Origin of the sequence: Paenibacillus sp. FSL H8-0122 (assembly GCF_038005345.1) — a bacterium.
In the GTDB taxonomy this organism is placed as follows: domain Bacteria; phylum Bacillota; class Bacilli; order Paenibacillales; family Paenibacillaceae; genus Paenibacillus_AQ.
This window is the reverse complement of the sequence record NZ_JBBOTB010000001.1, coordinates 1,688,164-1,708,636: the sequence shown is the minus strand read 5'-3', so window position 1 is coordinate 1,708,636 and position 20,473 is coordinate 1,688,164. Positions and strand designations below refer to the sequence as shown.

The following is a 20,473-nucleotide window of genomic DNA, read 5'->3' as shown; positions in this document are numbered from 1 at the left end:
GCTCCTGACATGATTGATGTTATCCTTTTACACTGCCTGCGGTGACGCCTTCAATAATCTTCTCTTGCAGAACCGCATAAATCACGATGACCGGAACCACACTGTAGACAATTCCCGCAGACATCTGTGCGTAATTCATCTGATACTGATCGCGGAACTGGACCATCCCCACCGGGAGCGTACGCAGCTCGTCATTGGAGAGAAAATAGTTGGCCAGCAGGAACTCATTCCAATTTCCCAGGAAATTAACAATGAATACAGTAACCATCGCCGGAACTGTCAAAGGTACAATAATTCTAGCAAATATACCCGGGGCCTTCAAGCCATCCATGACCGCCGCTTCTTCGATTTCACTGGGCAGCGAACGCATGAAGGCCGCCAGAATAATGATCGTGAACGGGATCGCATTGGCAATGTAAGGAATAATCAGCGCCCAGTGGGTATTGAGGATATGCAGCTTGCGGACAATCGTATAGATGGGCAGCATCAGCGCATTGTTCGGAATCAGCATCCCGATCAGAACCAGCGAGAAGAGAATGGTGTTCCACTTCCCCTGGCGCATCCGCGTGACCGCGAAGGCGAACATAGACGCGAGCAGAATAGACACTACAGAAGCCAGAACCGAAATATATAAGCTGTTGAAAAAATAAGTGCTGATCTTGGCATTCACCCAGGCTTCCACATAGTTGGACCATTCGAAGCTCTTCGGAATGCCGAAGGGGTTGAGGGCAATCGCATTATTATCCTTCTTCACCGAAGAGAAAAGGACGAAGAGGAACGGAAACAGCACAATCACCAGATACCCCAGCAGAGCGATGTGCGGCAGACTTTTTTTCAGCGGGCGCGGCATCAGTATTCAATCCTTTCCGTACGGCGGGCAAACACCAGCTGGTAGAGGGCGGTTACCACGAGCGTGAACAAGAAGATCAGAACGGCGATCGTATTGCCGTACCCGTATTTGAAGTTGGTAATCGCATACTTAATCATATAGGTGGCCATCACCTCGGTTGAACCCGCCGGTCCCCCCTTAGTCATTACAATGACGATATCGGCAGCCTTCATCGCTCCGGCAATGGAGAGCATAATCACCACCGAGATGATGGGTACGATCAGCGGCAGGGTAATGCGTGTAGCCCGCTGGAACCCCGTAGCGCCGTCGATAGCCGCTGCTTCATCTAATTCACCGGGAATGGAGAGAATGGCCGCCAGCACCATGACAATATAGAATCCGGTCCACTGCCAGGCATTCGTGATCAGAATCGACAGCATGGCGAACCGTTCGTCCGACAGCCAGTAGACCGGCTCAATGCCGACCAGACCCAGTACTTTATTGAACAATCCAATGTTCGGCTCGTAGATGAAGCCCCAGAGAATCCCGATAACCGCTGTAGACATAATGGATGGCATGAATACCGCCGTCTTGTACAGTCCCTTCAGCTTCTTCACATTCGCAATCAGTAAGGAGAAGAACACAATCAGCGGCACCTGTATGCCTACGGAGAACAGAATGAACCAGCCGTTATTTTTCACGGAAATCCAGAAGCGTTCATCTCCCAGAGCTTTCTTGAAGTTATCCACTCCGGCGTATTTGACCGTCTCGGATACACCGTTCCAGCTGGTAAAGCTATAGTAGATCGAACTGAAGATCGGATAGATGAAGAACATAATGAACAGCACCAGTGCCGGAATAACGAACAGAATGAACACCAGAGGATTTCTCAGTGCCTTATTCATAGCTACCTCCATATTGCTTTTCTTTTGAAAAATGCACCCTGGAGCAAGCACCAGGGCACATGAATATACGACACACTTAAGATTTGAACTCGAAGCATGGTCGTCACTGCGGTGAACATTTGGACTTCCGGCCGCTGTTGTCCCCAGATTTCTTTATTTTTACCGCTGTTCGCGGTAGAAATCCGGTGACAAAGGCGGACGCTACCGCTCCTCCAGCTCCAAATTTCCCCTCCGTTTCTTTTTGCCTTTTGTTAATTTCTTTAGTGCCTTTTTATACAGTTTACCGCTTCTTCTTATTCCACTGCCGCGTTGGCCTCTTCCTGAATCTTCTGGAGTGCTTCGCCCATCTTCTCAGGAGTCGTCTGCCCGCCGATCAGGCTCTGAATCTGGATATTACTGATTTCAGTGGTGACATCCGCCTGAACCAGCGAGTCAAAGGCCGGGAAGGACGACTTGGAGCTGTTCAATACGGCAACAATCTCACTCATCAGATCATCCGTAATGTTCTTGTTCAGCACAGCCTGATCAATCTTCATGGCAGGCAGGACTCCGTCCTCTACCAGGCCGCGCAGCTGCATCTCTTCATTGAACATATTCTTAATGAAGGATTTCACTGCTGCAAGCTGCCGCTCATCTTCACCCGCCGAAGCCGAGAAGCCATAACCATTGTTCACATCGCGCATCAGCGCCGTCTGATCCCCCACTCCGCCTTCAACCGCCGGAATATTGAAGAAGCCTACCTTGCCGATTAGACCTTCGCCGGATTGGCCGGCTTTGAACACGGAAGACTTCCAGGTCCCGTCATACATCAGGATGGCTTCACCGCTGGTGAACTGGGTAGTATATTCAGCATATTCGAAGCCCAGCTCTCCCTTCTTGAAGTAGCCTTTATCCACCCATTCCTTATATTTCGCCAAGCCCTTGATAACATTCGGATCATTCCACTTCGCTTCACCGGTAGCGAACTTCGCGGTCACATCCGGCCCGGCATAACGGGACCAGAGATGGTTGGCCAGCATCAGCGGTACCCAGCCTGCTTTGGAGGCACCGGCCATCGGCACTTTACCATCCGCTTTAATATCGGCCAGCTGCTTCTCCAGTTCGGCGAAGGTCGTTGGAGCCTTCCAGCCCTTACCGGTATAGTATTCTTTATTATAGAAGAAGCCTTCTCCAGAGCCGCCGATCGGCAGGCCGTAGATTTTGCCTTCATAGGTGAACGGGTCCAGATTGGAGAACTTGTCTTTGATCCCTAATTCATCAAGGATCGGGGTCAGGTCCAGCAGCTTGCCTTCTTTGGCATAGATCTTGGAGTCTGGGCTGCCGAACAGGTCAAAGATCTCCGGAGGGTTACCGGCCGCCATTTCACCGCGCAGCTTCTCCTTACGGTTCACATCCGAATCTACTCCATCAAGCTTGAAGGTCAGTCCAGGCACATCCGCCTGCACCTTGCCCACCACATCCTCCAGAATAGCCAGTCGTTTCTGTTTGTCCGCTCCAACCTGGGTATGACGGATCGTCATTTCAAAAGGCTCAGCATTAGCCGGTTCTTCCGTTGCGGCAGCATTGGTAGCAGCAGCCTCTTCCGTCGCAGCAGGCTCTGTCGTCGGAGACGCATTATTCTTGTTACCTCCACAGCCAGCCAGCAGCGCCGAGCTGACGAACATCAGGGACAACAGCAGTGTTAGACTTTTTCTCATTACGGGTGACCCTCCCTATTTAATGATTTCCCTTACAACTCTTATTATAGAAAACCAGATTTGTTACCGTAAGGTTAAGATTCATCTTCAATAGGGATAAAATCCTCTACTGGAAGCGGATTCAGTCAGATTTCCTGACATACAAAAAAGCGAAACTCCTCAAAATAGAAGCTCCGCTTTCGAAATTATTATATGCAATTAGACCAATGCAGACTCTTTACGGCCCTCTTCGATCAGCCGGTACGCACGCTGCACTTCTTCATCCGAAGGTGACTCCACCCCTTCAAGCTCATAGGGACGGCCGAGTTCTTTCCATTTGTAGATCCCCATTACGTGATAAGGCAGGATTTCGAACTTCTCTACTCCATTTAAAGTGCCAATGAACCGTCCAAGATTCTGTAAATCCTCTTCCTTGTTGTGAATGCCGGGAACATAGACATGGCGAATCCACATTTTACGGTTATTATCAGATAACCAGCGGGCCAGCTTCAAGGTACGGTCATTGGATTTGCCGGTCAGCTTGATATGCGCTTCATCATCAATATGCTTCAGATCCAAGAGCACCAAGTCAGTAACATCCAGCAGATCGCTGATTTTCGATCCATCATTATAGCCGTTGGTATCAAGCGTGGTATGCAGATTCCAGCGTTTCTTCACCTCGGTGAACAGCTGCTTCACGAAATGCGCCTGGAGGGTTGGTTCACCGCCGGATACGGTCAGACCGCCACCGGACGTTTTATAATAATTCAGGTAAGGCTCAATTTCCGCCAGCACTTGCTCGACGGTCATTTCCTTGCCTTCATTCAATTCCCATGTATCCGGGTTGTGGCAATACTGACACTTGAGCAGGCAGCCCTGCATAAAAAGCACGAAGCGGATACCCGGGCCATCCACCGTTCCAAACGTCTCCAAAGAGTGGATATGTCCTTTAAGCATGAGATGTCATCCTTTCGAAAAAAACTTAAAATTTTAACCACTTTCAGACAAGAGTGTACCGCCCTCTTGCAAGGGCGGCAGCTCTTTGATTGATTTCAGTTCTTATAGAACAAGAATGCTTCTTACATGGAATCGTGGAATGTACGGTTGATAACATCCATCTGTTGTTCACGGGTCAGCTTGATGAAGTTAACAGCATAGCCGGATACGCGAATGGTCAACTGTGGATAGTTCTCAGGGTGATCCATAGCGTCGAGCAGCTGTTCACGGTTAAATACGTTAACGTTCAAGTGCTGAGCGTTATTGTGGAAATATCCGTCCATCATGAAGACCAGGTTGGACTTACGGGAATCTTCGTCTTTACCCAGCGCCTTAGGAACGATGGAGAAGGTATTCGAGATACCATCCTGTGCATCGGAGTAAGGAAGTTTGGCAACAGAGTTCAGGGATGCCAGTGCGCCCTTCTTGTCGCGTCCGTGCATTGGGTTAGCACCAGGAGCGAAAGGTTCGCCTTTTTTACGTCCGTCAGGAGTAGTACCAGTCTTTTTACCATATACAACGTTTGAAGTGATAGTCAGTACCGATTGAGTCGGCACAGCATCACGATACGTTTTGTTTTTGCGGATCATCGACATGAAGGTTTCAACCAGTTCAACAGCAATGCCATCAACAGCGTCGTCGTTGTTACCGTAGCAAGGGAATTCACCCTCAGTTTCAAAGTCGATAGCAATGCCTTCTTCGTTGCGGATTGGCTTAACCTTAGCGTATTTGATTGCGCTCAGGGAGTCAGCAGCAACGGACAGTCCGGCAATACCGCAAGCCATAGTACGCAGAATGTCGCGGTCATGCAGCGCCATTTCGATACGTTCGTAGGAATATTTGTCATGCATATAGTGAATGATGTTCAGCGTATTGACATAAGTCTTAGCCAGCCATTCCATCATTGGTTTGAAGCGTTTCATTACTTCATCATAATCCAGGTATTCAGAAGTGATCGCAGGATATTCAGGACCTACCTGAGCACCGGATTTCTCATCTTTACCGCCATTGATCGCATACAGCAGAGCCTTAGCCAGGTTGGCACGGGCACCGAAGAACTGCATTTGCTTACCGATACGCATTGGGGATACGCAGCAGGCAATCGCATAATCTTCACCCCAGTATGGACGCATTACATCATCGTTCTCATATTGGATAGCGCTGGTCTCAATAGATACCTTGGCACAATATTTCTTGAAGCCTTCAGGCAGCTTCTCGGACCACAGTACAGTCAGGTTCGGTTCTGGAGCCGGTCCCAGATTGTACAGGGTATGCAGGAAGCGGAAGCTATTCTTGGTTACGCGGGTTGTGCCGTCTTCAGCCATACCACCGATGGATTCTGTTACCCAAGTAGGGTCGCCAGAGAACAGGTCGTTATAGTCAGGCGTACGCAGGAACTTCACGATACGCAGCTTCATTACGAAATGGTCAACGATTTCTTGAGCTTGCTCTTCAGTCAGAGTACCTTCTTCAATGTCACGTTGAACATAGATATCAAGGAAGGAAGATACGCGTCCCAGAGACATTGCCGCACCATTCTGTTCTTTAACAGCTGCCAGATATCCGAAGTATACCCATTGTGTAGCTTCTTTGAAGTTCATTGCCGGCTTGGAAATATCCATGCCATGAGCTGCGGCCATTTGTTTCAGTTCGCCCAGAGCACGCATTTGCTCGGACAGCTCTTCACGCAGACGGATAACATCTTCTGTCATAGAGTCTACTTCAAGCTCAGCCAGTTGCTGCTTCTTGTCTTTAATCAGGAAATCAATACCATACAGAGCAATACGGCGATAGTCGCCGATGATACGTCCGCGGCCATAAGCATCAGGAAGGCCTGTGATTACGCCGGATTTACGCACAGCTCTCATATCTGGTGTGTATGCATCAAATACGCCCTGGTTATGCGTTTTGCGGATGTTCGTGAACATGTCAACGATATTCTGCGGAAGCTCGAAGCCGTAAGCCTTAGTAGCATCGATCATCATCTTGATACCGCCGAACGGTTGGATGGAACGTCTGAAAGGCGCATCAGTCTGAACGCCGACAATCTGTTCCTTGTCCTTGTCAATGTAACCAGGAGCATGGGAAGTGATAGTGGAGACAGTATCGAGGGAAACGTCCCATACGCCGCCTCTTTCTCTTTCTTCCTTACTCAGCTGGGAGATAATCTTCCACAGTTCAGTTGTGTTGCTGGTAGGACCTACAAGGAAATCTTCAGTTCCTTCATAAGGCTTGATGTTCTTGGCAATAAAGTTATTAACGTCAACTTTCTTGGACCATGTACCCTTTGTGAAATTTCTCCAGCCAGACTTAACCTCTTGTACTTCTTTTTCAATCACCGACATGCTAAATCCCTCCATTTATATTTAGTATATTTGTAGAGATCGCGGGCTTGAAGGTTAATCCCGTGTCTCGTGATCCCGTAGCTGACAGTTGTTATAAAATTCACAATCACATCTTTATATCAGGGATCGTTGTCTATATAAACATTTTAGTTTATTTTCTGAAAAAGGACTGTGACAAATATCACTCTTTCGGTGATATTTGTCACTTCCATCCAGTCCCATATTAACCTTTAACCTTATTCTTTGCCAGGCAACCGTTAATTAGTTATCGAATTTGCCGTAGAATGCGTTGCGGTATACATCAGCAAGCTCGGATACCAGCGGCATTTTAGGGTTGGCAGTTGTACATTGGTCTTCAAATGCACGGTCAGCCAGATAGTCTACACGGGATTCGAAGTCCTTAGGATCGAAACCAAGCGCCGAGAAGGATTCTTCGATGCCGAGTTTTTTGTTCATGTCGCGGATCGCATTGATCAGGCTTGTTACGCCTTCTTCGGTAGTGCGTGCCGGCAATCCCAGAATACGGGCGATTTCAGCATACCGTTCGTCTGCTACAAAGTGCGAATATTTAGGGAACGAAGCGAACTTCGTAGGCTTCTTGGCATTGTAGCGAATAACATGCGGCATCAGGATCGCATTAGTGCGGCCATGTGCGGTGTGATACTGTCCGCCCCATTTGTGCGCCAAGCTGTGGTTAATCCCCAGGAATGCATTAGCAAAGGCCATACCGGCAAGTGTCGAAGCGTTGTGCATTTTCTCACGGGCCAGCTTGTCGCCTTGCAGTGCGGATTTCTCCAGCCACTGGAATACCAGTTGAATGGCTTTGATTGCCAGACCATCGGTATAGTCACTGGCCATTACGGATACATAAGCTTCGATTGCATGTGTCAATACGTCCATCCCTGTATCGGCAACTGCAGTTCTTGGCAAGCTGTATACAAACTCAGGATCGATAATAGCTACGTCTGGAGTCAGCTCATAGTCGGCCAGCGGATATTTAGTATTATTACCCGTAGTCTTATCTGTGATAACTGCGAACGAGGTTACTTCGGAACCTGTACCGGAAGTTGTAGGAATCGCAACGAATTTCGCTTTGTTGCCGAGCTTAGGGAATTTGTATACCCGTTTGCGGATATCCATGAACTTCTGCTTCAGACCGTTGAAGTCAGCATCCGGATGTTCGTAGAACAGCCACATGCCCTTGGCAGCATCCATTGGGGAACCGCCGCCGAGTGCGATAATGCAGTCCGGCTGGAATCTGTTCATCATTGCCGCGCCTTTTTCTACAGTAGTTGTCGATGGATCCGGTTCAACTTCCGAGAACACTTCAATGGCTACAGGAGTCTGACGTTGACGCAGATAGTGCTCCACTCTTTCAACATATCCCAGTTTCACCATCATAGGGTCAGTGATAATGGCTACACGTGTAATGTCAGGCATTTTAGCCAGATACTGAGTGGCTCCCTTTTCGAAGTAAATCTTGTCAGGTACTTTAAACCATTGCATATTCACGGTACGACGGTTCACCCTTTTCACGTTGATCAGATTGATGGCAGTCACGTTCTGCGATACCGAGTTGCGTCCGTAAGATCCGCAGCCCAGTGTCAATGAAGGGATATTAGTGTTGTAAATATCGCCGATTGCGCCGTGTGTGGATGGCGAGTTGACGAGAATACGTCCGGTCTGCAGACGGTTGGAGAACTTCATGATTACTTCTTCGTTGTTGGAATGGATAGCCGAGCTGTGGCCCATGCCGCCAAATTCAACGATTTGAGCTGCGCGTTCGATACCCTGGTCAGCATTCTTCACTTTGTAGCAAGCCAGAACCGGGCTCAGCTTCTCAGCGGACAATGGATATTTAGTACCTACACCTTCAAGCTCAGCTACCAGGATCTTCGTTCCGGCAGGAACCTGAATACCGCACATTTCAGCGATCTTCACAGCGGATTGGCCAACGATAGCCGGGTTAACCGCACATTTCTCTACATTCATTGCGCCGCTGGTCAGCTTAGCTGCTTCTTCTTTGTTCACAAAGTAACAGCCGTTTGCAATCATTTTCTTCTTCACTTGATCGAAGATAGCTTCTTCAATGATAACTGCCTGCTCGGAAGCACAGATCATACCATTATCAAAAGTCTTCGACAGGATAAGGTCTGTTACAGCCTGATCAATATCAGCACTCTTCTCAATGAAGGCAGGCACGTTACCAGGACCTACGCCGAGTGCCGGTTTGCCGCAGCTGTAAGCTGCCTTGACCATTGCCGATCCGCCGGTTGCCAGAATCAGTGCAACGTCCGGATTGTTCATCAGTGCGTTTGTTTTGTCCATCGTAGGAAGCTCAATCCATTGGATGAAGTTCTCAGGTGCGCCTGCTGCTACGCCTGCATCATGCAGAATTTTGGCTGCTGCCGCACTGCACTCTTGCGCTGACGGGTGGAAACCGAATATAATAGGGTTACGTGTCTTAGCGGAAATCAAAGCCTTAAACATCGTGGTGGATGTTGGATTGGTTACCGGTGTGATACCCATAATGATTCCGACTGGTTCGGCAATCTTCTGGAAGCTGTCATAAGCGTTATCCTCAATAACGCCTACAGTCTTGTCGTACTTAATACCGTGCCAGATATATTCAGTGGAGAAGATGTTCTTTGTAATTTTGTCTTCGTATACTCCGCGTCCTGTTTCTTCAACAGCCAGTTTTGCCAGGTACATATGCTTGTCGAGTCCGGCCAGCGCCATTGCATGAACGATTGTGTTTGTCTGCTCTTGATCCAGGCCCATGAACGCTTCGTGGGCTTTCTTTGCTTTATCCACCAAAACCTGAATGTACTCTTCAGCGGTGGTTTGTTTCACTTGGGCGGCGACTTCGTTTTTAACTGCCATCTCCCTCGTCCTCCTGTCAATTTTTAGGTTGTTTCTTTCTATACATTTATCTTAGCACATCCTTTTCACCTTGTATAGTGAAATCTTTCACAAAGTTTAAAGTTTTTTTTGAGTTGTTTTCAAAGCGCTTTCATTCGATCATATACTAGCGTTTTTTCCATATTATATGTAATATTTAATTGATATTTGTCTATTCTGCGAACGCAATACGACAGACTACAGTGTTGATGGCCCACTTTGCCTTGCTATGCCGGGTGAGCCTCAGGAATTCTGTTCATCTATGCCAAGAAGTCACCTCGGTTCATCCATTGCTCTTCTATAGACTTACTCTGAGGGTGAATATAAATATAAATCTCTGCTTAGAAGTGGAGACGGCTTTGTCGTCCTTTTAAAGGGTGGTACCGTTTCAGCGAGAATGATCAGGATGCTGTATAGCGCGAAGCACATAAATTCTTATCTTTGAACAAAATTACCCTGCGGGTGAACAATGCTAATGCATCTCTCACCGGCCGCTTTGAAGGAGCAGTAAGGAGCAGTAATGTTGCAGTTTTTGCAGGATTTCTATATACCTTTTACGGGTTGCAAGTACAATGTTGCATTATTTGCACAAATTCCGGTGTTTAGAGCACGTTAGCGCTGAATTTGTTGCAGTTCGTGCAGGATTTCAGCATAGAACGCTTCTTTGGGGCATTAATGTTGCACTTTTGGCAGGATTCCTCTTAAAAGGTTACTGGCATAATTTCCTGAAAGGAAAAAAAGGAGACAGCATCTCCGCTGTCCCCCCTTATTCATCTCTTCCCCCAAGTCTAGAAAGAGACATCCCAGGCTACTCCACCTTAATGGTATCGAAGAATTTCTTCTGTACAGTTGCGGCGGCTGCATCAAGCTGGGCCTTGGAGTCCGTGCCTTCCTTGGCAAACAGCTCCTGGATGACATTGGACATGGTTGCATAGTAGTCCTGGGTATTGTACTGCGCCTCAGGTTTGCCGTCGAGCAGAGCCATAATATCTGTATTGTATTGATATACGATATCAGAGTATTTGTCATACACTGCTTTGGTTTTCTTGCCGAACTCGGAATCAGCGGCATAGTAATCAAGAAGCGGCGGAATGAAGTATTTGCCGTCTGCCTTGCGCTGCTGCAGAATGGCATCGAGCGCTTCCAGGCCTTTATCCGAGAAATAGTCGAAGGTAATATAACGGAAGGCCATCTCCTGCTCATCCTTGCTGGCGTTAGGGTTGATGACCAGATAGTCGCCGCCGAGAACACCGGTATGCTTGCCGCCTTTCTCAGCCGCAGGCATTGGATAGGTCAGCACATCCTCAGGCTTGAACCCGCCCTGATTAAGCGCCTGTTCAATGACACCGTCAGATCCGGCCATCACCATCGCGGTGCGCCCCTGCTGGAAGGCACCTACCGCATCGCCCCAGCCGAGCGCCCAATCCTGGGGAACGGCCCCAGCTTCCCATCTCAGCTTCTTATAGAAGTCCAGCGCTTTGATCCCGGCTTCGGAATTGAAGGTTGCCACTACCTTGCCGCCTTCAATCTTCTGAATCTCCCCGCCTGCTTCAAACAGGAAGTTGGTCCAATTCCAGCCTGCTTCGTTGCCCTTGCCCATTGGCGCAATCCCGGAGATGCCTTTCTTGGGATCGGCGACTCCTTTGGCTGTGTTCAGCATGTCGTCCCAGGTCCAATCCATTGGAGGTACGGCTACACCTTTGTTATCCAGCATCTTCTTGTTGATCATTGTTGTAGTGACGTAACCCTTCTGGGTAACCCCATACACCTTGCCGTCGATAATGAACTGGCTCTGCAGCACAGGGTTGATCTGATCCTTGAACTCATAGTTGTTCCACAGATCGGTGATGTCGGCTACCCAGCCCTTCTCAATCAGGAATTTGGCTTCGGTGGCATACGTGTTGAAGAAGGTCGGCGCTTCATTCGCTGCCATCTTCACCCCGATCTCGCTTACATTATACTGCCAGTCGTCCTTGACGATCTCCACGTTCGGATAGACTTCCTGGAACCGCTTGATTTTGTCATCCTCCTGCGCTCTCACCTCGGTCAGGTCCGGCGTTGGATAGTGGATTTTGATTGTTACCTTTCTCTGGGTGATATCGTCAGCCGGTGCTGCAGACGGAGCGACTGACTCTTCGGCCGCCTGGGTTGCTGCTGGTGCAGGTGTCGCTTTTCCCCCGTCAGCCGCCGGCTTGTTGCCGTTATTATTGCCGCCGCAAGCAGACAATAACGTCCCCGTGACCAGGAGGCAGGCGAATACGCTGGAAACTTTACGCATGGTAACTCCCCTTTTCCATATCATAATGAGCTTACAAATTCATCTTAAAAGAGAAACCGTTTACAAACGAGGTGTATTTATATCCCCTTCATGTGCAGGTTTACGATCTCAACCGGACCTCTTCCTTCCTGCTTAGCCTTTGACCGCAGACAATGAAACTCCGCGCATAATGAACTTCTGGAAGACCAGGAACACGAGGATCGGCGGCAGAGAGACGATGAACAGAATTGCGAATTTGATGTTCGTGTTCAGTGCTTTTACATTAATAACGTACTTATAGATAGCGGTAGCGAGCGTATACTTCTCCTCACTATGCATGACCAGCGACGGCCAGAACCAGTCATTCCAGGCTGTGGAGAAGATGAAGATCGCCAGTGTTGCAAAAATCGGAACCGACAGCGGCACCGCGATGGTGAAGAAGCTTCTCGGCTCCGAAGCCCCGTCCATCCGTGCGGCTTCCAGAATCTCGGGATGAATCCCGTCGAAGAAATTCTTAAGCAGCAGGAAGAAGAACGTGTTCGCGCCTGCCGGCAGCCAGAAGGCCGCATATTGATTGAGCAGGCCCAGCTCCTTCAGATTGACAAAGTTCGGAATCATATAGCTCGTGGCCGGAATGAACAGCGTCATCAGGAAGAAGAAATAGAAGGCCTTGCGGTAAGGCACATTCATCCGTGAGATACTGAAGGACGCGAGTCCCAGTACAATTAGAGTGACGACCATATTCCCTGCAAAAATATACAGGGTGTTCCGCAGAAACATGGCCAGATCGATGTAATCCAGCGCATCCTTCAGGTTACCGAAATGCCATTCCTGCGGAAAAAAATGCGGCGGAAAGGAATTGACCTCGATATTCGACTTTAGCCCGTTGAACATCGTCATGAGGATGGGATACAGCATGCTGAATATCATCAGGACAATGAACAGCACCATAATTCCGTAGACCACCCTGTTGCTGGTCTTTTTCAGGTCATGCTCCGAGAGAATACCTCTGTCTGCGCTCTTCATCCTAGTTGTCCTCCTTGTTAAGCTTGAACTGAAGAATGCCCAAACCGCCCAGAACAACAAACATCAGCATCCCCAGCGCAGTCGCCGTACCATAATCCAGTCTGGTAAAAGCATACTTCACAATAAGCAGCGCATACGTCAGGGTAGCATTGTTCGGCCCCCCGTCCAGCAAGGCCATCTGTGACTGGTAGCCCTGAGAGGTGGCGATGACCTGAAGAATCAGCATCAGCAGAATCAGATTGCGCAGCGAAGGCAGGGTGATGTGGCGGATACGCGCCCAGACTCCGGCTCCGTCAATCTCGGCGGCTTCATACCAGTCCCTGGGAATACTAAGCACCGCAGCAAGATAGATCAGCATCCCCGAGCCGAACTGCTGCCAGGTCTCCATGAAGACCAGCGAGATCATCGACCACCGGGTATCGGTCAGGAAGGCGATCTGCTCCGCTCCGGTGCTGCCGATTACCGCATTGATCGGTCCAACGGGATCATACAGCCAACGCCACAGCCCGTATAGGACTACAGCAGGCATGACATATGGCAAATACGCAGCAACGCGCACGAATCCGCCGAATTTCCGCAGCTCGGAAATGGCAACGGCAAAAGCAATCGGAACCCAGAAGCCGATCACCAGGCAGAGCAGCATATAATACAAGGTGTTTTTGACAGCAATCAGCACATCGGGGTCAGTAAGTGCCCTGGCATAATTGTCCAGGCCGACGAAGGTATTCCCTTTGACGAAATCAACGGTGTAGAAGCTGTACAGGAACCCTTTGAAGATAGGCACCCACATAAACATAATGAAGATAATCAATGCGGGGACAAGAAACATCACGCCCCAATAATTCTTTTTCCAGCGGTTCTGCTTGTACGGCTTGCTCTCCAGCTCCGCTGGAAGGTGATCATGTAACGCAGCAGACTGATTCATTCCGGCTCCCTCATTCCTGTCGTCTTTCAGCACTTTTCGGGAAAGCGCCTCCTGTCTTCATTGTAGGAAATGAGGGAGAGACTTAACATGTCTATATCTATGGCAATCGTAAGCGTTCTTACTTCTTCAGTTCGCTGGGGCTGAGCCCGTAGTATTTTTTGAAAATTTTGCTGAAATGCTCCGGCGACTCGTATCCTACCCGCTCCGCAATCTCATACCGCCGCAGATCGGTGTTCAGAATCATCTCCCGGCTGTCCTCCATTCGCAGCTTAATGACATATTCCCACAGGTTATAGCCTGTATTCTTCTTGAACAGATAGCTCAGATAATTAGGGCTGACATGATTCTTTTTGGCTACTTCATGGATCGTCAGACCCTTCTGGGCGTAATTCCCGTCAATGTATTCCTTTGCCTTCTGCACGATCAGATTACTGTGCGTGTGCAGTTCCTCGGGTGACGGATCAGCAGCATAGTTGTTCCAGTTGAAATCCCCATAATAGAACACATAATGATCGGCATGCTCGTTGTTCCAGAGGATCGCCTTCGAGGCTTGCCGGTTCAGCACATCCATGAAGCTCAGCCCCTTCAGAATCTGGCTGATGCCGATGACAGCCCGGAGCTGCAAATAGCGGTTAATATTGTAATGGAGGCTGCGACCCAGCACCTCCAGCCGGCTCAGCTGGCCGGTGGATGGTTCCTCGTAGCTATGCTCATCCCACTGGATGATGACCGTAATCTCCTGGTCCGGCGAATAGAAGGCTGTGGAATTCCACTCCTGATCCAGCAGCTCCTTGGCAATATTCAAGGCGGCGTAACGCAGCAGGCTATGATCGCGGGTACTGTACCTCTGCTCAGGCCGGTCATGCGGCAGGGGAAGCTTGATTTTGATCACCGCAAAATACGGACCCTGCAGCCTCAGCTCATCCAGCTTGCGCCGCTTCTCCTCTGCCCCCAGCACCGCCGCAGTCTCTGTAAGCAGACTGTTCAGCAGCTCACTGTACTCGGGAAGCGGCTCCTCCAGGCGGAAGCGTTCTCCATTCCCATCCATATAAATGGCCAGCTCCGGCGACGGTCTATTCATCTTCAGGACGACACTGCGTACCGAATCCAGGAACTGCTCACTGTTCAGCGGCTTGATCAGATAATCTCTCGCCCCCAACCGGACGGCCATCTGGGCGTACTGAAAGGTCTCATGCGCAGAGATGACGATCGTCTGCATCCAGGGCCTGGTCATTTTGGCATGCTGCATCAGTTCGATCCCGCTCATCGCCCCCATCTGGATATCGGTCACAAGCAGATCGATCTCCTCCATGCGGATACAATCCAGTGCCTCATACCCGCTGCCGGCCGTATAGATATGGTCAATATCCAGCCCGGAAGCAGCCAGCAGACTGCTCAGTCCTTTGCAAATGAGCGGCTCATCATCAACAACCAGTATATTGAACACCGTATTCTCTCCTCTACTCTATAGTCTCTGACTTCGGAAGGATCACACTTACTATCGTGCCTCCGCGCTCGCGCGCACTATAGCTGATCCCATAATCACCGCCGAAGTGCAGCTGCACACGCTGATGGATATTGCGGATACCGTAGCCGTTAACCGGGTTCGGGCTGTCATCATTGAGTATCTGTTCGATAGCCTTATAATCGACCTGCTTATAGCCGTTATCCTCAATGGTAATCCGAATCCGGCCATCCTCCAGCACAGAGGTAATAATGATTTCGCCGTCCTCCTCCATATGCTTAACCCCGTGGATAATCGCATTCTCGATCAGGGGCTGCAGAGTGATCTTGGGAATCAGATTCCTGGTCGTCCCGGGAGCGATATTCCAGATAACGGCGAACACATAATCATGCCGGTGCTGCTGGAGCTTGATGTAGGCACCGGCATGTTCCAGCTCCTCTTCGAGCGTGATCAGCTCCCGGCCCCGGCTTAAGCTGATCTTCATCAGCTTGGATAATTCCTTGATCATTTCCGCGGATTCCACGTTGCCTTCGAGCGAGCTTTTCCAATAAATACTCTCCAGAGTGTTGTACAGCAGATGCGGGTTGATCTGCTGATAGAGCAGCTGCAGCTGCGATTCCTTCTGCTTCAGCTCCATCTGGTATTTGTACATAATCAGGCTGTTGAGCCTGCGGGCCATATCATATGTGGCGTTAATCAGCACACTGACCTCATCGTTGCTTCCTCTGCGGGGAGTCTCGGGCACACGGTTGCCCGGCTCATACTTGCGCACAAAAAAAGCCAGCTTCTGCAAAGGGGTCATCAGCGAACGCCAGAAGTAGGTAATGATGATCAGTCCGAAGAGCGCGTAAGCCACCGTTATGTATTGAATGACGCGTTTCATTTCATTCTGCTGCTGGAGCAGGGATTTGACGGGTACCTTGTAGACCAGCTTTTGCTCAAAGGCATGATTGTTGTTCACCACATAGATGAAGTCATCAGTGATAATATCCTCGGTTCCCTCAGGATCTCCCCCCTCCGAGCCGTCCGGCAGGACGATCACTTCTCCGGTTGAATTCGTGGTAGAGGCCAGTACACGGTTGCTCATATCCGTCAGATAGATTTCTCCGTCCGGCAGAGAGATGGATCTCAGCGATTCACCGATCTTCGATTCCATCTTGGTCACCACCAGCACGCCGAGCGTCCCTTCCCCCCGGTAGATATTATTGACAGCCCTGACATAAGTAAGTGTCTTCAGATCTTCGGCCTGCGGACTCAGCTTCTCCACGAACATCAGGTAGCCGCGCCCCCGCTGCTGCACCACTTGATCGAACCAGAACGGCCTCTCCTCCTTGGAGAAAAAATACACTCCTGCCTTCTTCACCTGCGGAAAATTGGGAGCGAAAAAGTAGTAGTTATCGGGATCATATACATACAGCGAGTAGTAAATCCCGTCACCCCGCTCCGCTCCCTGCGAATAGCTGCCGAGCAGCTTCTCTATCGTCTCATAGCGCTTCACGCGCTCCATCACCGTGTCGTCCCCGCGCATATTGAGCTGCTGGAGGACCGGATTCTGGATGACGGTGGTCGTGATTTTGTTCACCGTATCGATGTCCCTGTTAATAATGGCGAAATTCTGCTTGTTCAGCTCCACGTAGGCATTGGTCACATGACGCTTCAGAATCTCCTCTGCCTTGTAGTTGCCGTAGCTGTTCAGAATCAGAATAGGCGTAATCATGATCAGGAACAGCAGAATCAACTGCTGCTTCACACTGAGCCGGACAATGGGTTTTACAAGCGTGGACAACATCTGGATTCACCTCCAGTTCCAATAATACAAGTGGAAACGGCGTTCCCTTCCTTTTAAAGGACGGTACCCTTTCAGCGAGAAATAGAAGGATAAGTTATCGTGTGAAACAAATGAGTTCTTATATTTTAACAAACCTACAAGCGCTTACACAGGTTTATTTCAAAGTTGTTTATGTCTATTTGTATGGAGTTTTTCAGCCAAGTGAAAACCAGCCCACACACGAACACCCCGTGTTGGACTGGTTTTATAGTGTTTCATCCTGAGCACATTGAGCCGGACGGCTTATACTAGCTGTAATTCTTCCTTTACTGTTCTCAAAAAAGCAAGCACAGCAGCAATCATCTGCTCCAGCCCCTGTTGTTCAATCGGAAAATGACCTGCACCCTCTAAAATCACAGATTCTTTTCTGCTTTTAAGATGGTCATAAAATGGTCTGCTGAAGCGGTAAGGAGTCATAGGGTCTAATTGAGGATGAACAAGTAATACCGGACAAAGGTCAAACTGCTGAGGTTTCAGGACCGGTTTCATATTTAGAAAGGTTCTTAATAAGCGTAAAGGGATTTTTGTTCCTGCCGCATGAGGATCATTCATAATGAGTCTGGTCAGTTCAGCGTTGTTCGTGATCCATTTCATCCGGGATACTTTATTCACAGAGATATGCAAGGAATCTAACACCAAAGGGAATTTGTTCATTAAAAATCCCCCTAACCGGCTAATGAGTTTGTTGGGAGCTAACTGATCACGAACCTTCACATCACTCGTATCCACAAATGTCGTTGCAATCAACCCTTTGACCTGCTTACTTTGTACTGCGGTGTGATAAGCCAACATGCCGCCAATACTGGAGCCCAGCAGAATAATAGGCTTGCCGTCCCGTTTCAGCTCCTGTTCGATCAGTTCATTCAGGATGTCAATCCAGAGTTGATAATCCAATGATTCCGCTGAATCGGTATAGCTTAGACCATAGGGCGGCAGATCCGGAGAGACGACTTCATAACCATAGGTTTGCAGCATGCGCGCATAAGGCGCGAGCAATCTTCCATTGCCTCCAGCGCCATGAATGAAAATAATTTTTAATGGTGCATCTGGAGCAGGCATACGGTCCAGATGAATATGGGCATTATTCCAGATCATCAATTCCTCTGTCGGCAGATATCCTGCATGGACCTGCATTTCTTCAGGGAAAAATCTTTGGTATTGTTTCCAATAAGTCACCGATTGGTTATAGGATGAATCCTTGTTCATGAATAAGCTGTTCCTCTCTCAGGGGACCGGGATTTCTTTTTCCATAATGTAATCATCCATGACGAATCCGTTCCCGATATCTGCCACTTGTTCCCTAAGGGTCCGAAAGCCCTTTCTTGTATAGACCGCAATACTTGATTCATTATCACGATTGACCGTTAGCCAAATATGAGTCAGGTTCCGCTCCTGACACAGCTTCTCCAGGAAGACCAACGCCTGGCTGGCATAGCTGCGCCCCCTGTACTCCTTGCCTATATAGAACTTGCTCAGGAAGAGCTTCCCTTCCACTTGTCTGGCCGACATATACCCCACCGTGGAGCCTTCCCCGCTATGGATTAAGTAATATTCGTAACCCTGCTTATGGATCTGCTGCGTAATCGCTGGAACCGACTGGTACTTGCCAAGCATATACTCGATCTGCTCGGAAGTAATAAGGGTGATATAATATTCGCGCCATATCTCTGCCGCCAACAAGGCAACCTCAGCGGTCTCTTCCGCTGTATTCACTTGTTGAAATCTAAGCTCCATAATATGTACCTGCCTTTCCTGAGTCTCTCGTATCACCCTATCCTTGGACACGGACATTGAAGCAGAAGTTCACGCTCTGGTATACCCGTTCAAATGCAGCCAGGAGGCACAGGCATCCGTCCATGTCTTGGTGTGCGGCTCTTCAGGGGCTAAGCCCAGACCGTGTACACCGTGCGCATAGATATGCAGATCGAACGGAACCTTATGACGGCTAAGACCTGCGGCGAACAGCAGGCTGTTCTCCACCGGGACATAATCATCATCAGAGGTATGCCAGAGGAACGTTGGCGGCGTGTCCGGGGTCACCTGGAACTCGCTGCTGAGCTTAAGCGACAGCTCTGCATCGGGAACGGCTCCCAGCAGATTCTCCTTCGAGCCCTGATGTGTCACCCCTTCGGTCATCGAGATAACCGGGTAGCATAGAATGAGGCGGTCAGGACGGCTGGACAGCCGCTCCAATGGCTCCGGGTGATCAGGATTGCCCGGATCATAAGATACCCCGGCGGTAGAAGCGAGATGTCCGCCCGCCGAGAAGCCCAGAATACCGAGACGGTCCGGGTCGATGCCGAATTCGTCCGCCCGGAAGCGAATTGTGCGCAGCGCTCTCTGAGCATCCAGCAGCGCACTCGGGTATTGGTAAGGCGCAACACGGTAGCGCAGCACGAAGGCGGAGATGCCCAGCGTATTCAGCCACTCCGCAACCGGACCGCCTTCATGGTCGGCACGCATCGCATACCCGCCTCCCGGACAGACCAGAACAGCGGCATTCCCCTTGCCTTCAACTAAATAAGGTGTAATCGCAGGCTGATCCTCTTCACTGGCTCCCAGCGCTCCAGGCGCACCTTCAGGCCATAGCAACAACGTTTCCATCATCATCCCTCAAGCTTTCCTTCTATAATAGAATAGATAATAGAGGCCAACAGCTGAACCCTCTAGCGCCATTCTATCAAGCTCTTACAGTTCATGCAATCCGGATACGACAAGGTCCGCCGCCTTCAGCAGCTCCGGCCGTCCGATCCCGACCACGTACATGCCGGCAGCCTTGCCGGCGGCTACTCCGGCCTCGGCATCCTCGAACACCACGCAGTCCTGCGCCTGCAGCCCCAGCTCCCGGCAGGCGGTCAGGAACACCTCAGGGTCCGGCTTCGCCCGCGAGACCTTATTGCCGTCTACCACCGTATCAAACAGCCCCGCGATATTCAGCTTATCCAGTATGAATTCCGCATTCTTACTTGCAGAGCCAAGGGCAATACCCACGCCGCGTGCTCTGAGCGCACTTAGATAGGCTCTGACACCGGGCAGCAGCTCTGATTCATCCAGGCCTGAGATATATTCTACATAGAGGCGGTTCTTCTTCTCCGCCATCGCCAGCTTCTCTGCTTCTCCGAAGCTCAGACCGCCGATCTGAAGCAGAATATCCAGCGACCGCATCCGGCTGACGCCCTTCAGCCGCTCATTGTCCTCCTCGGTGAACGGGAATCCCAGCTGCCCGGCGAGCGAACGCCAAGCCAGATAGTGATATTTAGCCGTGTCTACAATCACGCCATCCAGATCGAAGATAGCACCCTTCATATGCTCCAGCATCA

15 protein-coding genes are annotated in these 20,473 nt (G+C 49.8%); all 15 read right to left on the bottom strand.

Annotated elements, in window-relative coordinates; genetic code table 11:
- Positions 1-19: 19 nt before the first annotated feature.
- The 15 genes from NSS64_RS07230 to pgmB all read right to left on the bottom strand — a co-directional run bounded on the left by NSS64_RS07230 (position 20) and on the right by pgmB (position 20,471).
- The gene (locus NSS64_RS07230) at positions 20-850 is read right to left on the bottom strand and encodes a carbohydrate ABC transporter permease (protein ID WP_341139706.1); all 831 of its coding nucleotides are present in this window, start codon (positions 848-850) and stop codon (positions 20-22) included.
- Positions 850-1,734 (bottom strand): carbohydrate ABC transporter permease, encoded by an 885-nt coding sequence (locus NSS64_RS07225; RefSeq protein WP_076079921.1) that lies wholly within the window; start codon positions 1,732-1,734, stop codon positions 850-852. Before NSS64_RS07225 ends, NSS64_RS07230 begins: the two co-directional genes overlap by 1 nt.
- 293 nt (positions 1,735-2,027) lie before the next feature.
- A complete protein-coding gene (locus tag NSS64_RS07220) occupies positions 2,028-3,431 on the bottom strand; it encodes an ABC transporter substrate-binding protein (RefSeq protein ID WP_340939454.1) in 1,404 nt (467 codons plus the stop codon).
- A 198-nt stretch (positions 3,432-3,629) separates the two neighbouring features.
- Positions 3,630-4,367, bottom strand: a complete 738-nt coding sequence (gene pflA / locus NSS64_RS07215; protein ID WP_340939452.1) for a pyruvate formate-lyase-activating protein — start codon at positions 4,365-4,367, stop codon at positions 3,630-3,632.
- A 122-nt stretch (positions 4,368-4,489) separates the two neighbouring features.
- Positions 4,490-6,751 carry a formate C-acetyltransferase gene (gene pflB, locus NSS64_RS07210; protein WP_341139705.1) on the bottom strand — a complete coding sequence of 754 codons (2,262 nt, stop codon included), beginning with the start codon at positions 6,749-6,751 and terminating at the stop codon, positions 4,490-4,492.
- Positions 6,752-7,012: 261 nt separating this feature from the next.
- A complete protein-coding gene (adhE, locus tag NSS64_RS07205) occupies positions 7,013-9,634 on the bottom strand; it encodes a bifunctional acetaldehyde-CoA/alcohol dehydrogenase (RefSeq protein ID WP_340939449.1) in 2,622 nt (873 codons plus the stop codon).
- Between the two features lie 826 nt (positions 9,635-10,460).
- Positions 10,461-11,930 carry an ABC transporter substrate-binding protein gene (locus tag NSS64_RS07200; RefSeq protein ID WP_341139704.1) on the bottom strand — a complete coding sequence of 490 codons (1,470 nt, stop codon included), beginning with the start codon at positions 11,928-11,930 and terminating at the stop codon, positions 10,461-10,463.
- 132 nt (positions 11,931-12,062) lie between these two features.
- Positions 12,063-12,935: a carbohydrate ABC transporter permease gene (locus NSS64_RS07195; RefSeq protein WP_341139703.1), complete on the bottom strand. Its 873-nt coding sequence runs from the start codon at positions 12,933-12,935 to the stop codon at positions 12,063-12,065.
- A 1-nt stretch (position 12,936) separates the two neighbouring features.
- Positions 12,937-13,764 (bottom strand): carbohydrate ABC transporter permease, encoded by an 828-nt coding sequence (locus NSS64_RS07190; protein WP_341142783.1) that lies wholly within the window; start codon positions 13,762-13,764, stop codon positions 12,937-12,939.
- A gap of 214 nt (positions 13,765-13,978) precedes the next feature.
- Positions 13,979-15,307, bottom strand: coding sequence for a response regulator (locus tag NSS64_RS07185; protein ID WP_341139702.1), 1,329 nt, complete (start codon positions 15,305-15,307; stop codon positions 13,979-13,981).
- A gap of 13 nt (positions 15,308-15,320) precedes the next feature.
- Positions 15,321-17,114: a cache domain-containing sensor histidine kinase gene (locus tag NSS64_RS07180; protein WP_341139701.1), complete on the bottom strand. Its 1,794-nt coding sequence runs from the start codon at positions 17,112-17,114 to the stop codon at positions 15,321-15,323.
- A gap of 282 nt (positions 17,115-17,396) precedes the next feature.
- Positions 17,397-18,359: an alpha/beta hydrolase gene (locus NSS64_RS07175; protein WP_341139700.1), complete on the bottom strand. Its 963-nt coding sequence runs from the start codon at positions 18,357-18,359 to the stop codon at positions 17,397-17,399.
- Positions 18,360-18,377: 18 nt separating this feature from the next.
- Complete coding sequence (locus tag NSS64_RS07170; RefSeq protein WP_341139699.1) at positions 18,378-18,887, bottom strand: GNAT family N-acetyltransferase; 510 nt, start codon at positions 18,885-18,887, stop codon at positions 18,378-18,380.
- A 69-nt stretch (positions 18,888-18,956) separates the two neighbouring features.
- Positions 18,957-19,757 carry an alpha/beta hydrolase gene (locus NSS64_RS07165; RefSeq protein ID WP_341142782.1) on the bottom strand — a complete coding sequence of 267 codons (801 nt, stop codon included), beginning with the start codon at positions 19,755-19,757 and terminating at the stop codon, positions 18,957-18,959.
- 84 nt (positions 19,758-19,841) lie between these two features.
- Positions 19,842-20,471, bottom strand: a complete 630-nt coding sequence (pgmB, locus tag NSS64_RS07160; protein ID WP_341142781.1) for a beta-phosphoglucomutase — start codon at positions 20,469-20,471, stop codon at positions 19,842-19,844.
- Between the last annotated feature and the right edge of the window lie 2 nt (positions 20,472-20,473).

Coding starts and splice junctions, on each gene's coding strand:
- NSS64_RS07230 (WP_341139706.1), bottom strand. CDS start 850: ATGCCGCGCCCGCTGAAAAAAAGTCTGCCGCACATCGCTCTGCTGGGG.
- NSS64_RS07225 (WP_076079921.1), bottom strand. CDS start 1,734: ATGAATAAGGCACTGAGAAATCCTCTGGTGTTCATTCTGTTCGTTATT.
- NSS64_RS07220 (WP_340939454.1), bottom strand. CDS start 3,431: ATGAGAAAAAGTCTAACACTGCTGTTGTCCCTGATGTTCGTCAGCTCG.
- pflA (WP_340939452.1), bottom strand. CDS start 4,367: ATGCTTAAAGGACATATCCACTCTTTGGAGACGTTTGGAACGGTGGAT.
- pflB (WP_341139705.1), bottom strand. CDS start 6,751: ATGTCGGTGATTGAAAAAGAAGTACAAGAGGTTAAGTCTGGCTGGAGA.
- adhE (WP_340939449.1), bottom strand. CDS start 9,634: ATGGCAGTTAAAAACGAAGTCGCCGCCCAAGTGAAACAAACCACCGCT.
- NSS64_RS07200 (WP_341139704.1), bottom strand. CDS start 11,930: ATGCGTAAAGTTTCCAGCGTATTCGCCTGCCTCCTGGTCACGGGGACG.
- NSS64_RS07195 (WP_341139703.1), bottom strand. CDS start 12,935: ATGAAGAGCGCAGACAGAGGTATTCTCTCGGAGCATGACCTGAAAAAG.
- NSS64_RS07190 (WP_341142783.1), bottom strand. CDS start 13,764: ATGTTTCTTGTCCCCGCATTGATTATCTTCATTATGTTTATGTGGGTG.
- NSS64_RS07180 (WP_341139701.1), bottom strand. CDS start 17,114: ATGTTGTCCACGCTTGTAAAACCCATTGTCCGGCTCAGTGTGAAGCAG.
- NSS64_RS07175 (WP_341139700.1), bottom strand. CDS start 18,359: ATGAACAAGGATTCATCCTATAACCAATCGGTGACTTATTGGAAACAA.
- NSS64_RS07170 (WP_341139699.1), bottom strand. CDS start 18,887: ATGGAGCTTAGATTTCAACAAGTGAATACAGCGGAAGAGACCGCTGAG.
- NSS64_RS07165 (WP_341142782.1), bottom strand. CDS start 19,757: ATGGAAACGTTGTTGCTATGGCCTGAAGGTGCGCCTGGAGCGCTGGGA.
- pgmB (WP_341142781.1), bottom strand. CDS start 20,471: ATGCTGGAGCATATGAAGGGTGCTATCTTCGATCTGGATGGCGTGATT.